Here is a 15,507-nt window from a genome sequence, read left to right as displayed (position 1 = left end):
AGTTGCAGGTAGGCGGCAACAGAATGAACCCACGGAGTTGAGATAACTCAATGACTTGGGTAAGTGATGGCAGCCAACACCCCTGCAGCTTGAAAGATGACGGGGATACTGTGACGTTGAGCACCAGTGGTGTTCAACTTAACCGCCCTGCTGATAGCCGCAATCTGCTGGAAACCCTCGAGCACCATCAGGTACCGATCGAATACCAATGCCGCTCTGGCTATTGCGGCTCTTGCCGCCTGCGGTTACTAAAAGGCGAAGTTAGCTATCATCAGCAACCACTGGCGTTTATTCAGAGCGGTGAAATTCTGCCCTGCTGCTGCCAGGCGGTGGGTGATATTGAAATAGAGCTTTGATGCCAAGGTCTGGATGGGCCTTGGTTATATACCGCATAAGATATTTTATCGCCCAATTCGTCACCACATTACTTGCCTGTTACGCCGCCAAAACATAAGCTTAGCTTATTCCTCATAGGGAACACGTCAGATTTCACCTGTAATCTACCATCTTGTTGTGTGGTATTTTGCAGCCGGTATTACCTGATAAATCATAGGGACAAACATGAAAAAACTTCCAATCGCAATAACCAGTCTGCTAATGGCAGTATCGGCCAGTACCATGGCGGCGACACCTCAGCCACTCGATCCTCAGCAGCCGTTAGATAAAATTGCACCATACCCGCAGCCTGAAAAAGGCATGAGCCGTCAGGTGATTTTCCTTGAACCACAGCAAGATGAAACCCGCTTTAAAGTAGAATTACTGATTGGCAAGACGCTGGAAGTTGATTGCAACCGCCATATGCTCGGCGGCACGCTGGAAACCAGAACCTTATCTGGCTGGGGCTTTGACTATCTGGTAATGGATAAGATCTCACCACCCGCTTCGACGATGATGGCATGCCCTGATAACAGCCGCCATCCACAATTTGTCGCCGCCAATCTGGGGGACGCCGCTATGCAGCGCTATAACAGTCGCCTACCGATCGTGGTTTATGTACCAAAAGGAGTTGATGTGAAATACCGCATTTGGGAAGCAGGCAAAGATGTAAGAAACGCGCAGGTAAAATAAACCATAAGCAAAATTATTAAAAACCCACATTAAAAATACCCATTCAACTGAGTGGGTATCTAAATGCGGTAGCCAATCGCGTGCTCATGACACATAGCTGCTTGCAGTCAGGGTATGAGCAAGGAACTGAGGCAGTTTAGGCTGTGGATAAACGCCAGCAAATTCAGGGTTAGAATCAACAAAATCAGGCATTATAGTTATCAGTTGTGCCACATCGTTATCAATAACGGGGGCATCCGCTTGCATGGCATCAGTGGCTGAAAAAATAAAATCGTTCGCATCGAGTTGTTCAACATCCAACCCATCCAAATACATCAGGTTGATACTCTCCCCTTCAGCGTTGAGTACTGAAGAGTCAACATTTATTCCCTGGATAAGTGCAAGCCCATTAATAATCACCGCGTTTCTTTTCGTCACCGTTAATTGACTAAAACTCCGAATCCCCACGGCACTCAAATCAATTTTATCAATACCATGTCGGAACCCCCGAACAGCATTACCAAAGCCCGATGTACCCTCTTGCTGTAACACCACAAACACACCAGGCTCTGCATCCTTACGCTGATAGACCGTTCCCGCGAGTGAGGCAATCATTTTACCATTTTCCCCAACAGTTAAACTGATGCCACTGGCCCCTCCGTTGAGCATAATCCCCATTTGCTCGGGTTCTGCTGGCGCTGAGTCATTTATCAATACCGTGCTGTTTACATAGCCGACAGGGGCGCTAAAGGTATTCTGAAAGACAAAATTTTGTGGCCCGAACGTATTAACTTGTCGATTTTTGATAATAATACTTTGCTTATCTGGCAGTGAGATTCTGGTGTCGGTCCGCAATTGCATCAACTCTAACTCACTAAATTTTAAACCAGAAAAGCCCACCAGGTGGATAGCTTCTCCTTTGTTGGCATCAAAATTGATTATCTCATCCCGGCCATTGGCGCGCTGACGAACCACAAAAGCATCTTTACCTGCCCCCCCGGTCAGCACATTTCTGCCGCGCCCCCCGTCAAGCAAGCTATTGCCCCCAGCCGCAGTGAGATGATCGTCACCATCACCACTGATCAAATTATGGATAGTCTCCGGTGAGCGAATGATCAAATTGGCCCCGCCGAGTGCCACATTCCCACCGGCTAAGTTAGCCTTAATATCGCCTGATATCGCCGCCATATTCAGCGTATTACGCCCACCAACCGTCCCATTAACGGCATCATCAAGCAGCATGCGGGCGGGTTGCCGCGCAGCCTGGTCGGCAAACTCGTCGGTATAAAAGTAGGTATCATCTGCACTCAGATTGTTACCAAACAGCCGTAATGACCAACTATTCAACCTGATGGGTAAACCATTACTGGCATCTTTAACCGCTAATCGCCATATCCCACCCGAGTTCTCACCCCGATGATGTGTAGACATAAAGGTATAGTTAAAATCGCCTGCAAGAGTACTACCGGTATCCGTAGCATGGGGGCTATCTGCGCTTTTTTTTCTGCCAACACCATCAACCAAAATACTTTCACTGCCACCCGGCGAGACTAATCTCACGGTCAAATCCCCCAAACGACCTACATTGGCGCTAAAATCAACTTCGACCTGCTCAACATTGAGACCATCGACCAAAGTGAGATATGAATCGTTTGTTTCCCCAGCAGATAACCTGCCCCCTGCCGGGTAATCATAGCTGTTCTCCAATACCTGTTGATTAGCACCGGTCTGTTGGGGGATCCATGTTTCAGCCAAACGCACTGCCGCCCGCGCATCCACTGCACCAAAACCGTAATCATGGCTCACATGCATACCGCCACCATTCCAGTTTTTGGCATTATTGCTGCGCCATTGGGTGCCTGAATCATCCACCCGACGAGCCGACAAGGCGAGGATCTGTTGCACATCGCGGTAACCCAGATTGCGATTGGCTTGCAACATCAATGCGGCAATCCCTGAAACAATGGGGGCGGCAAAACTGGTTCCTTGTTCAGTGCTGTATCTGGCACCAAACACGGCACCACGCTCGGTTTCAAGCTGGTTGCTGCTGGAAATAACCTGACTCCCCGGAGCCGACACGAGCAAACTGGCGCCAGGGTTAGAGAAAGGCACTGACCGCGGCTGAAGGGTGGAAAGATCAGCCAGCGCATTGACCGCCCCGACCTGAATACCAAAGCGGCTGTTATTGATGAGTGAACCTTGCGCGCTGCCCCCCTGTTCACGCTAATTACCTCCCGCACTAACAATAATGGTGCCTAATCCGCCACGGCCATTTTCCGCTGCATATTGCAGTGTCATGTTTAGGATATTCGGTAAATTAACACTGTTGCCCGGTAAGTTACTCAGAGCAAAATCATGGGCGAAGCCCCAACTGTGATTAACCACATCATAACTGGACATCTTACCCAGGGTGGTAAAATCCGCCCCTTCGTTGCTAAGATAGTGCCCGCCTAAAGTGGCATCATAGGCCACTCCCACCCCACCGAGATTATTTCTTGCCGCCACCATCACACCGGCCACCATCGTGGCATGGTTGGAAACATCGGCGGGCAGTGTTCCGGTGCTCTTTTGTGTTTCCAGCCAGGCGGAATCAACATTGGCGCTTAAATCAGGATGCTGAATATCGAAAATCTCTGGGCCGGTGGCGAACTGCCCGCCCGGTTCAAACTGACCAATGCGCACACCTTTACCGGTATAATCAGACCAGACAGGTATCACATTGATTTTATTCAAATAAGTTTGTTTGGCGACCAAGGGATCTTGAGGGATATCCGGCGTTAATAGCGTTACCGTTGCCTGCATCAGCGCGGATTCTCCGCTAGATAAATCAACCACAGAAATCGCCGGATCGCCGGTGGCACTCTTTACTTGATATTTAAAACTCATCACGCCGCTGTATTTGTTGTCAGGTATAAACTTCACGTCTCCATTCGGAACGAGCCAAACCCGACAACCGATGGCATCACTTAGCGCAGCAATTTGTAAGGGTGCGCCAGCATTAAAACGCATATCATTCCCCAACAAATCAGCAGAAGGAATGTATTGCGGCCAGTTACGATTAATTGGTTTGCCAAATTTAGTGATTCGTAACTGATCATCCACCGGGATCACATTATTCGAATCCAACGCCACCGCAGAGATATCAGCAAAATTCAGTTTTTGAATATTTTTCAGTGTCAGGGTGCCATCACGACCAGCCACGCTATCCCTTATCTGGTAGCCACTGTCAGTGCGGGTAATGGCGTAATCCGCATAGCTGCCATGCAGGGTGACCAGATTGATACCACCGCCACCATCAATGAGCGCATTGCCCTGACCGGCTTCAATCACATCATGGCCCTTATTGCCATAAATGCGATCTGCCCCACCGCCAGCGTGGATAATACTGCCTTGTTCAGCGGCATAGATGGTATCGCCCTGTGATCCGGCATAAATAACCGCTTTACCGCTACCGCCGACAATACGGTTCTTGCCACTGCCACCGGCCAGTACGTCATTACCGCCACCGCCGACCAGTGTGGCATTGCCGTTACCACCTTTAATAAACACACTGTTATTGCCGCCACTGACAATAATGTCGTCACCATCGCCGCCCTGCGCAATAGTGATACCACTGCGCGCCATATTCAGCGCCACCCCTTTATCGCCGACAATCAACACCGTATCGCGCCCGCCATTGCCACGAATTCGAGTTGGATCATCACTGGCGCTGATAACAAATACATCGTTGCCGCTCTTACCAATATAACTATTACTGCCACCACGCCCGGCTAACCAGCTCCCTTTAGGGCTGGCGGTTAAGATGTCATCCCTGCTGCCGCCATAGATATTATTTGTTTTCAGAATATTGGCCGATAACGCGGCGCCTTTATCAGCAAGATGCACATAAGCGGTGGTGGTCGTTTCAGCGGTGACAGAACGAATAATTGCCCCCTCATTACCACGCTTAGTGACGGTGTTACTGACGGGGGAACTGACAAAATTCACCGCCAGCACTTCCCGTAGCTGTCCCTCGATAGTAAACTTGCTACGCGCCAGCACCCTATTGCCCTGACGATTATCCTCAACCGCGTTAGCATTAACTTTGATTTGCGTAATCCCCCACTCATCCAGCGTTTTCAACTCACCGGGATCGACCCTGCCGTTATGGGAGCTATCCTGCCAAATACGCAATTTGTGCCAGATTGGATCACGCCGGTCAATGACACCACTGCTATCGTCATCTTCACTGGCCAGTGCAGCAAAACCGTCCTGATAGCGTTTTTCCCCCGGCTGCCCCTTCACACCGGCCGTGCCACCGTAATATTCCGAATACATCTGGCTGATATTATCTATTTTCCCGCTGCCATTATCGATAACCAGCATACCGGTATCCGGCCCTGCCCAGCCGGTGCGTTTCAGCGTGCCGCTGTTATCGGTATCAAACAGCACCCCATCTTCAATGCCGGTCATGGAGACCCCCTTGCCACTTAAATCCAGCAGCAGCGGGTCAACATAAGTGTTAACCGTGGTTTGTGCTGATAAACCATTGAGGGTGGCGGCATCAAACAGCCCGGTTTCCGGCAGCATATAACTGGGTCGTTCCAGATAGTAATCAGATAAATAGCGGCTGGGCTGGATATTGGGATCAAGCTGAACTTCACCCGGGCGAACTCCGCCCGATGCCATAGCGCCCATCTGCACCGAGGCAAAATCGGTGTTATCCAAGCTACCGTCAGTAAAGGAGAAACTGTGAGTGGGCTTATTCACCAGATAGCCGTTGGTGACATCACGCCGCGCCTGATCTTCATCGGCAATGCGCTGAACCGCTTGTGGGGTTGGATTGATGGTGATGTCGATATTGCACATCTCGGTTGAGACTGGTGCGACTTCTTCGTCGGAGCTAAAGAGCTGGCTGGTGGCACTTTTCCCTAGCGCCCAGTAACCTGGGAGAGAATCCATTCTGTCCAACCATTGGCGGGAGCTTTTTTGGGTATCATCAGGACCAAACGACGAGCTGTAAGCCATCAATTGATAGGTTTTAAACGAGTGCTTTAGTTCTTCAAATGGCCTGCCGCAGGTGCTCAACGTTTGTTCCCAATAAATTGGCTGACTATCTTCAGTCATCGCGTTGAAAACCTCGGTTAACGTCCAGGCCTCTGGCGGTAATCCATGCTTCTTAAAAACACTATTGTGAAACTGTGCAGCTTGCTTATGGCCGATATCACCATAGATAATGCCTGTCAGGCTTTTGTCCAGCCTGTCTTGCTGGGTATTAAGATAGCCGTGCGCCATATCATAGCGAATATGCTTAATATCCGTTTCAGTGACGGGCCTATTATGACGGACCCCCACACTTTCCATATTGTGAATAGCCATGGCACCGGCGATAGAATCCCCCCTGGCCACACCATTGGCTAATATGGCATAGCGATCGCCTTTGCTGGCTAAAAAATCATACATCGGGCCGGGGTCTTTACTCTCCCTGTGAGATTCCAATAATTGCCGGGCATAAGCCAGATCGGCGGCATTAAGTTGTAATTTTCCTGCCTTGCTATTTTGCTGTAGCATAATGTTCTTCCTTAACGTTTAATATGCGATAAAAGAAATTGTTGGGTATTGCTAACAATGGCTCTCCATTGCGGTAATTTTTCTACTGTAAAAGTCACTTCAACCAGCGAACCTATTTCCGGCATCACAAAAAGGGCCTCACAGATATAATATCTTTTCTCTAACGGCAACCACTGACAGTCAAATACCACCGGCACCCGCCCGTTAACTTCTGCCCAGTAATAACCATTAACATCCTCATCAAACCAATAAGGACTATTCCTATCCTGTGGTTCTGCCCGGAATAATTTTGTGGTGGCTTTAACAAAAAAAAGCTCTAATTCATTAATATAAACAACCGGATCAAAGGTTTTATTCTCGTATTTTCTAAGTCTAAGATAGGCATCGCGCATAAAAGCAACATCAGTATCTGTGCGTTTAAATGGCTCGACGCTGATTGCTAATCCCTCATACTCCAACCCCTGTTTATACCATTTCGATTTATCCCCCGGCTGCATATCCGGCCAACTGGCTATCATGGGTAAAGAGGTAAAATTGGCATCGCAGCCTTTTTTATTTTTAGTAAAACCAGGTGTCCAGGAGCTTTTCCCTTCATATTCCGCCCAGTAGATAATATAGGCCTTGGGCACTTCCATTACATGACCATTAAATTTACCACAAACAAAACCGGGGCGATTTTCGGCGAAACCGAGTGGTGACATTAGCAGAAAAGCCATTAGCAATAATATGACAAAATATCTCATCCGCGTTTTATCACATAACAACCTGCTTATATTTATCTTAGGGAACATAATATTCTTCCTTAACGTTTAATATGCGATAAAAGAAACTGCTGAGTACTGCTAACAATGGCTCTCCATTGCGGTAATTTTTCTACTGTAAAAATCACTTCAACCAGTGACCCTATTTCCGGCATCACAAAAATGGCCTCACAGATATAATATATTTTCTCTAACGGCAACCACTGACAGTCAAATATCACGGGTATCCTCCCGTTAACTTCTGCCCAGTAATAACCATTAACATCCTCATCAAACCAATAATGCCAATCAGGGGCATTTTTATCCGGTGGCTTACCTCGGTTTAGTTTTTCAGTTGCCTCGACAAAAAACAGCCCTAATTTATCGATATAAACAACTGGACTAAATGTCTTATTCTTTTGTTTTCTTAGAAAAAAGTCACGCTTATAGGTGATGTCGATATCGGTTCGTCTAAATGGTCTGACAGTTATTGCTAATCCCTCATACTCCAACCCCTGTTTATACCACAGCTCCTGATCCCCCGGCTGCATATCCGGCCAACTGGCGATCATTGGCAGCACCACAAAATTGGCATCACAACCTTTTTTATTATTAATAAAGTCCGGATCCCAGGCACTGGCCCCTTCATATTCCGCCCAGTAAATAATATAGCTATCCGGCACTTCCATTACATGACCATTAAATTTACCACAAACAAAACCGGGGCGATTTTCGGCAGAAGCAAATGGTGGCATCATTAGTAACAACATTATCAATAATGCTATTAAATATCTCACTCGTGTTTTATCACATAACAAACTACTTATATTTATCTTAGGGAACATAATGTTCTTCCTTAACGTTTAATATGCGATAAAAGAAATTGTTGGGTATTACTCACAATGGCTCTCCATTGCGGTAATTTTTCTACTGTAAAAATCACTTCAACCAGTGAGCCTATTTCTGGCATCACAAAAATGGCCTCACAGATATAATATCTTTTCTCTAACGGCAACCACTGACAGTCAAATACCACCGGCACCCGCCCGTTAACTTCTGCCCAGTAATAACCATTAACATCCTCATCAAACCAATAAGGACTATTCCTATCCTGTGGTTCTGCCCGTAATAATTTACTGGTAGCTTTAACAAAAAAAAGCCCTAATTCATTAATATAAACAACCGGATCAAAAGTTTTATTCTCGTATTTTCTAAGTCTAAGATAGGCATCGCGCATAAAAGCAACATCAGTATCAGATCGTCTATACGGCTCAACACGCATTCTTAGCCCTTCATACTCCAGCCCCTGTTTATACCACAGCTCCTGATCCCCCGGCTGCATATCCGGCCAACTGGCGATCATTGGCAGCACCACAAAATTGGCATCACAACCTTTTTTATTATTAATAAAGTCCGGATGCCAGGCACTGGCCCCTTCATATTCCGCCCAGTAAATAATATAGCTATCCGGCACTTCCATTACATGACCATTAAATTTACCACAAACAAAACCGGGGCGATTTTCGGCGAAACCGAGTGGTGACATTATTAAAAGTAACAGTATTAACCTTCTCATTTTAGTTTTATTATTTAATAACCAATTGGTGTTTATATCAGGAGGCATCATTATTCTCCTTAATATTTAATATGCGATAAAATAAATTGCTGAGTATTATTCACAATAGCTTGCCACTGAGGAAGTTTATCTATGGTGAAAATAACCCTAACCAGTGAGCCTATTTCCGGCATGATAAACCAAGCTTCACAAAGATAATATATTTTCTTCATCGGTAACCACTTACAGTCAAATACTACCGGTACTCGCCCATCAACCTCTGACCAGTAATAAGTAATGACATCCTTATCTAACCAATAATGATTTTTTTGTCCCTTGTATTTTTTCTAATTATTTTTTTGGTTACCTTGACAGAAAACAATTCTAATTCATCAAGATCAACCACAGGTTCAAATACTTTATTATTTTGTTTTTCAAGATAAACATCACGCTTATAATTCATATCGGTGTCAGGTCGTTTTAACGGGTGAATACTTACTCTTATTCCACCAAAATTTTCTTTTTTCTTATACCATAGTAATTTATCACCAGGTTGCATATCCGGCCAATTTATTATCATCGGTAATGCTACGAAATCGGTATCACACCCTTTTGTATTTTCAGTAAAACTGTAGCCCCAGGCGCTGGTACCGCTATATTCTGTCCAGTAAAAAACATAGCTATTCGGCACTTCCATTACATGACCATTAAATTTACCACAAACAAAATCGGGGCGATTTTCGGCAGAAGAAAATGGTGGCATCATTAGTAAAAACATTATCAACAATGTTATTAAATATCTCACCCGCGTTTTATCACATAACAGCCTGCTTATATTTATCTTAGGATACATAATTATCTTCCTTAACGTTTAATATGTGATAAAAGAAACCTTTTAGTCGATATGGAAATTCCCTTCCATTGTGGTAGTTTATTTTTATGAAAAGGAACATTAACCGCCGATTGTATCTCTGGTAAAGCAAACACAAGCCAGCAGTCAGAATAATATCTCATTTTTGGCATGTGATGGCATTTTATAATTATTGGCACTTAACATAACTAAAATATAAATAATTACGAATCATAATAAAACCACCCGATTCAAGTAATTCAAAAAATCGACATAAGTCAGCACCTAAGCAGTTAAATAGATAAAGTAAAAATAACGCAAGTGTAAAAACAAAACAACAAATAAAACAACAGAGCAGTAATAAATATAAAATCAGGATAATAAATAATATGAATATAATAAAAAGGCGCAATTTAAATATGCGCCTTTTTATTATCGAGAGTTATTGATTAACTACAAAATCTTAACTACATCTAACCAGCCATGCTGACCACACACCGGGCGACCATTCAACCAACGGCGCACCATATCCAGCGCCAGCATCGCACTGCTTTCCTGGCGAATACGCAGACCATGACGGCTGGCCTGATAACGTACTGTTTGAGCAAATGTTCCTTCAGGGGTATACAGAGCCACACTCAGGTGATCATTTTGCATAGCGCCGACCGCCAGCACCACTTGCGCACCACACAACATAGATAACGATTGTGCACGGCAGGCAATCTCGTCTAATGTCTCCTGACAATGCGCCGGTAGCAGTTCACCGCCCGCCAATGGCACACCAGCACTCTGCAACTGCCAGTTCATCAACCCGCCGGTAAATTGTTCGCTCACCGCCAGTAGCAAGCCGCGTTGGTTCAATTGCTCAGCTAACAATGCCGGCAACCCTCGCGTACCTTCAAATAGGGTGCTGTCTCCCGCCACTTCCCTCACCTGCTGCCATACCTGTTCCATCGCCTGATGTTGCGAGGCAGGACCGGTCAGCTTCAATTCAATAATCGGTGCAGATGAACGGTAGCCTAACACCGCCCCCTCAGGGAGTCGCAGTGGGTCCAGTTCCTGTGCCAAATCACTTTCCGAGCGGCCAAAAGTGGTCATACGTAAGCATAATGGGGGTTCGGCCACATCAAAATGTTGGCGTAAACGTGGCATGATTTGCTGTTCAACCATTACTTTAAACTCTGATGGCACGCCGGGTGTGAAGAACATCAGGCACTTATTTAGCCGTAACGCGAAACCGCACGCCGTGCCTACTGGGTTATCCAGCATTTCAGCATTAGCCGGAATATGTGCCTGTTTACGGTTAGTCGCCGACATCACCCTGCCGCGCTCATGGAAGAAAGCCTCCATACGTGCGATCCATTCCGGGTGTTCAACCAGCTCCGTTCCGGCGGCGCGGGCGGCAGCCAATGCGCTCAGATCATCACTGGTTGGCCCCAGCCCGCCGTTGACAATCAACACATCAGCAACCTGACTGCGTTCGGTCAGCACTTCTATCAGTGCCGAAAGTGAGTCACCGACCGTTTCCCTACTGCTGATTGGCAAGCCTTGATTAAATAAATAGTCAGCCAGCCATGCCGCGTTGGTATCGATAATCTGCCCATGCAGCACTTCATCTCCGGTACTCAACATCTCAACTCTGATCATTTTTTTCTCCGTGGTTACTTATATACCCTAAATAATTCGAGTTGCAGGAAGGCGGCAGGCAGCGGCCTCACAGAGGCCAGGCCCATGGACGGGCCGAGTAATGAACGCAGCCAACGCACATGCGGCTTGAAGTATGACGGGAATACATTCACTTTATAAATCTCACCGTATAAACACAATGGTTATCCATCATCGAAATAAACAACCCCGCGAACAATCTATTTTTCAGTGCATTCATCATAGTAACGATAAGTTTACACCTTGCGTAACGTCCATTTGACACAAACAGGGCAATCCACTACCCTGCTGCACTCAATAATTCCAATAAATTGTCATGTAGTAGAGGAAAGCGTGAAGAATCGCACTCTGGGCAGTATATTTATCGTTGCCGGCACCACCATTGGTGCAGGTATGTTGGCGATGCCATTGGCAGCCGCAGGCGTGGGCTTTGGTGTCACACTTGTATTGCTTATTTCTCTTTGGATATTAATGTGTTACACCGCTTTACTGCTGGTTGAAGTTTATCAGCATGAAGCGGCAGATACCGGGCTTGGTACTTTGGCCAAACGCTATCTTGGCAACCGGGGCCAATGGTTGACTGGTTTCAGTATGATGTTTCTGATGTATGCCCTGACTGCTGCCTATATCAGCGGCGCCGGTGAATTACTGGCAACCAGTATCAGCCAATGGACGCAACAATCGTTTCCAACCTCACTCGGCGTATTGCTGTTTACACTGGTCGCGGGCGGTGTGGTCTGTATCGGCACCCACTCAGTCGACTTATTCAATCGCATCTTATTTAGCGCCAAAATCATTTTTCTGATTGTGATGCTGGCACTGATGATGCCGCATATCGAAAAAACCAACCTACTGACACTGCCGCTGGAACAAGGGTTGGCACTGTCCGCTATTCCGGTGATATTCACCTCATTTGGCTTCCACGGCAGTGTGCCGAGTATCGTCAATTACATGGGTGGCAATATTCGCAAGTTGCGCTGGGTATTTATTATCGGCAGCGCCATTCCGCTGGTTGCCTATATCTTCTGGCAGTTGACCACGCTTGGGGCTATTTCCTCTCATACCTTTGTCGGTATTTTGGCGCAACAGGCAGGTTTGAACGGCTTATTACAAGCGGTACGCGATGTCGTGGCCTCACCTCACGTTGAGCTGGCAGTACACCTGTTTGCAGACCTGGCACTGGCTACCTCATTCCTTGGTGTGGCCTTAGGGTTGTTCGATTATCTGGCCGACTTATTTAAACGTCGTAATTCAGTGCGAGGCCGCTTGCAAACGGGGGTTATCACCTTCACCCCCCCGTTGCTGTTTGCGCTGTTTTACCCGCGTGGCTTTATTATGGCATTGGGCTTTGCTGCGGTGGCGCTGTCAGTTCTGGCATTACTGCTGCCTGCAATGCTGGCGTGGAAAGCCCGTAAGGTCCATCAGGGGCACTATCGGGTCTGGGGTGGGAAACCAGCACTGGCTGCGGTATTTGCCTGTGGTGTGATGGTCATTGCCATTCAAGTGGGGATAGTGACTGGCGCATTACCGGCTGTCGGCTAATACCCTCCCCAATTAAAAGGGCGCATATCCTGTCAGGAATGCGCCCTTTTTTAATCAAATATTACCGATTTATCATTAAAATCAATTTATTATCCAAAGCCATTGGCGTTGCAGCTAGGCGGCAAACGAGAAAATCCCGATGAGCTGACTCACGTCAGTGATTCGGGTGAGCGAGCGCGGCCAACAACGCTGCAACATCAAGGACGAAGGATAATCAAAATGCTAAACCTGCGCCGATATACACGCCATCCGCCACACGGTTATCCCGATGTCCGTCTTTACCTTTCATATTGATATAGCGGTAACCGACATCCACGGTTAACGGGCGGAATACACTCCAGCGCAAACCACCGTTAGCTTCGCTATAGGATTTCATGCCACTGGTCAGCTCTTCCGGGGCGAAATAACCTTCACCGTACAGAGTGAACGATTTGTTGATAGGATAGGTTAACCCACCGCCAATCGCAATTGCACCACCGCTGCTACCGTCTTCCGGTGCCATATAGATACCCTTGCCACCGACCGTTGCCATCATTGGGCCGAGGGGGAGGTTGAAGCCCAGCCCCAGTCCGTAGACATCACCATCGTGATCACTACGTGCCCAGTTACCATTGATAGCCAAACCGCCAGTGTTGGTGCCCATGCCAAAACCTAAATTGGTGTAATCACTGCCGACTTCACCATTAAAACTCACGGCACTGGCGGAACCCGCCACAAACAGCAGGCTGGCTGCACACGCGATTAAATGCTTTTTCATATTTTTCTCTCGTTATTCGTGATGTCACCCGCGAGCAAATTCTGGCCGACAGGTTTTTCCTGTCCGAGTTTAACCGAAAAAAACAGCATAAACATACCAAAAACCGATTAAATACCACAGTAATTCAAATGATTGTAAATATCGAAGCTATAGATCCGTATTATGCTAACAATAACAACGATAAGGTATGCCTATTTGCTGAATACAACCAATAAGGCTACAACTAGTGTGGAGATCAAAGAATAACCCCTTGTTGTTGTTTAAATTATTATTTTGTCAATCAGGCTTTTGACGCGATGTAATGCTGTAAAACACCCGAGAAAGCAATCAATTCAACAGCCATACTGGAGAAAATGATGAGCAAAAAGAAAGGATTAACTACTGCTGCGGGCGCACCCGTTGTTGATAATAATAATGTTGTTACTGCGGGCCGACGTGGCCCAATGCTATTACAAGATGTGTGGTTTCTGGAAAAACTGGCCCATTTCGATCGTGAAGTGATCCCAGAACGCCGCATGCATGCTAAAGGCTCCGGTGCCTACGGTACCTTTACTGTTACCCACGATATTACCCGATATACCCGCGCAAAAATTTTCGCAGAAATAGGCAAACAAACCGAAATGTTTGTCCGCTTCTCAACGGTGGCTGGTGAACGTGGTGCTGCCGATGCCGAACGTGATATTCGTGGCTTCGCCATGAAATATTATACCGAGGAAGGGAACTGGGATTTAGTGGGTAACGATACGCCGGTGTTCTATCTACGTGACCCGCTGAAATTCCCTGACCTGAACCACGTGGTTAAACGTGACCCTCGCACTAACCTGCGCAACCCTATTTATAAGTGGGATTTCTTCTCCCAACTCCCTGAGTCTCTGCATCAGTTAACGATCGATTTCAGTGACCGTGGCCTGCCAAAATCTTATCGTCATATGCATGGGTTCAGCAGCCATACCTTCAGTTTTATCAATGCCAACAATGAGCGTTTCTGGGTTAAATTCCATTTCCGCTGCCAACAAGGCATTGAAAACCTTATGGATGATGAGGCTGAAAAACTGGTTGGAACTGATCGGGAAAGCTCCCAACGTGACCTGTATGACGCTATTGAACGTAAAGACTTCCCGCGCTGGAATCTACAAATTCAGGTGATGCCGGAACATGAAGCCTCACAAACACCTTACAACCCGTTTGATCTGACCAAAGTGTGGCCACACGGCGATTACCCACTGATTGATGTTGGTTTCTTCGAACTGAACCGTAACCCGGAAAACTACTTTGCCGAAGTTGAGCAAGCGGCATTTAATCCGGCTAACGTGGTGCCGGGGGTGAGTTTCTCCCCTGATCGGATGTTACAAGGCCGGCTGTTCTCTTACGGCGACGCTGCACGCTATCGCTTAGGTGTGAACCATCATCAGATCCCTGTCAACAGTGCTAAATGCCCGTTCCATAACTACCATCGCGATGGCGCAATGCGTGTTGATGGTAACAGTGGTAATGGTGCAACTTATGAGCCAAACAGTTTTGGCCTGTTCCAGGAACAACCTGATTTCAGCGAACCGCCATTAACACTGGAAGGCGCAGCAGATCACTGGAATCACCGTGAGGATGATGATTACTTCTCCCAGCCACGGGCGTTGTTTAACCTGCTGAGTGAAGAGGAGCATCAGCGGATGTTTACCCGCATTGCCGGTGAGTTGTCACAAGTACCGGAAGATATTCAGCGCCGTCAGGTGGCGTTGTTTACTCAGGTTCACCCGGATTATGGTGATGGGGTTAAAAAGGCGCTAGGGTTAAATTAGGGCTT

At 46.9% G+C, this 15,507-nt stretch carries 9 protein-coding genes and 2 pseudogenes; 4 read left to right on the top strand and 7 right to left on the bottom strand.

What is annotated here, in order from left to right:
• Window positions 1-50: 50 nt before the first annotated feature.
• On the top strand, window positions 51-356 hold the full coding sequence (yfaE, locus tag V1956_RS09715) for a class I ribonucleotide reductase maintenance protein YfaE (protein WP_420074656.1): 306 nt from the start codon (window positions 51-53) through the stop codon (window positions 354-356).
• Between the two features lie 205 nt (window positions 357-561).
• Window positions 562-1,068 carry a serine protease inhibitor ecotin gene (gene eco / locus V1956_RS09710; RefSeq protein WP_420071480.1) on the top strand — a complete coding sequence of 169 codons (507 nt, stop codon included), beginning with the start codon at window positions 562-564 and terminating at the stop codon, window positions 1,066-1,068.
• 84 nt (window positions 1,069-1,152) lie between these two features.
• Here the strand turns inward: eco and V1956_RS09705 are convergent.
• The 6 genes and pseudogenes from V1956_RS09705 to V1956_RS09680 form a co-directional block, all read right to left on the bottom strand.
• Window positions 1,153-6,597: pseudogene (locus V1956_RS09705) on the bottom strand (S8 family serine peptidase).
• A gap of 11 nt (window positions 6,598-6,608) precedes the next feature.
• On the bottom strand, window positions 6,609-7,340 hold the full coding sequence (locus V1956_RS09700; RefSeq protein ID WP_442825800.1) for a hypothetical protein: 732 nt from the start codon (window positions 7,338-7,340) through the stop codon (window positions 6,609-6,611).
• A 59-nt stretch (window positions 7,341-7,399) separates the two neighbouring features.
• On the bottom strand, window positions 7,400-8,182 hold the full coding sequence (locus V1956_RS09695) for a hypothetical protein (protein ID WP_442825055.1): 783 nt from the start codon (window positions 8,180-8,182) through the stop codon (window positions 7,400-7,402).
• An 11-nt stretch (window positions 8,183-8,193) separates the two neighbouring features.
• Window positions 8,194-8,961: a hypothetical protein gene (locus V1956_RS09690; protein WP_442825799.1), complete on the bottom strand. Its 768-nt coding sequence runs from the start codon at window positions 8,959-8,961 to the stop codon at window positions 8,194-8,196.
• A gap of 11 nt (window positions 8,962-8,972) precedes the next feature.
• A pseudogene (locus V1956_RS09685) lies at window positions 8,973-9,670 on the bottom strand (hypothetical protein).
• 525 nt (window positions 9,671-10,195) lie between these two features.
• Complete coding sequence (locus tag V1956_RS09680) at window positions 10,196-11,389, bottom strand: nicotinamide mononucleotide deamidase-related protein YfaY (RefSeq protein ID WP_083158283.1); 1,194 nt, start codon at window positions 11,387-11,389, stop codon at window positions 10,196-10,198.
• 351 nt (window positions 11,390-11,740) lie between these two features.
• Between V1956_RS09680 and tyrP the strand changes: the two genes are divergently transcribed.
• Window positions 11,741-12,949 (top strand): tyrosine transporter TyrP, encoded by a 1,209-nt coding sequence (gene tyrP, locus V1956_RS09675; protein WP_372559452.1) that lies wholly within the window; start codon window positions 11,741-11,743, stop codon window positions 12,947-12,949.
• 214 nt (window positions 12,950-13,163) lie between these two features.
• Here the strand turns inward: tyrP and V1956_RS09670 are convergent, their stop codons facing one another.
• On the bottom strand, window positions 13,164-13,706 hold the full coding sequence (locus V1956_RS09670; protein WP_372559453.1) for a YfaZ family outer membrane protein: 543 nt from the start codon (window positions 13,704-13,706) through the stop codon (window positions 13,164-13,166).
• A 356-nt stretch (window positions 13,707-14,062) separates the two neighbouring features.
• On the opposite strand from V1956_RS09670, the gene V1956_RS09665 reads away from it, so the two are divergent.
• Entirely contained in the window at window positions 14,063-15,502 is a 1,440-nt protein-coding gene (locus V1956_RS09665; RefSeq protein ID WP_420071724.1) for a catalase, read from the top strand.
• The last annotated feature ends 5 nt before the right edge of the window (window positions 15,503-15,507 follow it).

The organism is Yersinia sp. 2540 StPb PI (genome assembly GCF_052217165.1).
Lineage (GTDB): Bacteria > Pseudomonadota > Gammaproteobacteria > Enterobacterales > Enterobacteriaceae > Yersinia > Yersinia enterocolitica_E.
This window is presented reverse-complemented; position numbering and strand designations above follow the sequence as displayed.

Bases quoted from the DNA above. Each gene is read 5' to 3' on its own strand.
- eco (WP_420071480.1), top strand. From the start codon at position 562: ATGAAAAAACTTCCAATCGCAATAACCAGTCTGCTAATGGCAGTATCG.
- V1956_RS09700 (WP_442825800.1), bottom strand. From the start codon at position 7,340: ATGAGATATTTTGTCATATTATTGCTAATGGCTTTTCTGCTAATGTCA.
- yfaE (WP_420074656.1), top strand. From the start codon at position 51: ATGACTTGGGTAAGTGATGGCAGCCAACACCCCTGCAGCTTGAAAGAT.
- V1956_RS09695 (WP_442825055.1), bottom strand. From the start codon at position 8,182: ATGTTCCCTAAGATAAATATAAGTAGTTTGTTATGTGATAAAACACGA.
- V1956_RS09670 (WP_372559453.1), bottom strand. From the start codon at position 13,706: ATGAAAAAGCATTTAATCGCGTGTGCAGCCAGCCTGCTGTTTGTGGCG.
- V1956_RS09690 (WP_442825799.1), bottom strand. From the start codon at position 8,961: ATGCCTCCTGATATAAACACCAATTGGTTATTAAATAATAAAACTAAA.
- V1956_RS09665 (WP_420071724.1), top strand. From the start codon at position 14,063: ATGAGCAAAAAGAAAGGATTAACTACTGCTGCGGGCGCACCCGTTGTT.
- V1956_RS09680 (WP_083158283.1), bottom strand. From the start codon at position 11,389: ATGATCAGAGTTGAGATGTTGAGTACCGGAGATGAAGTGCTGCATGGG.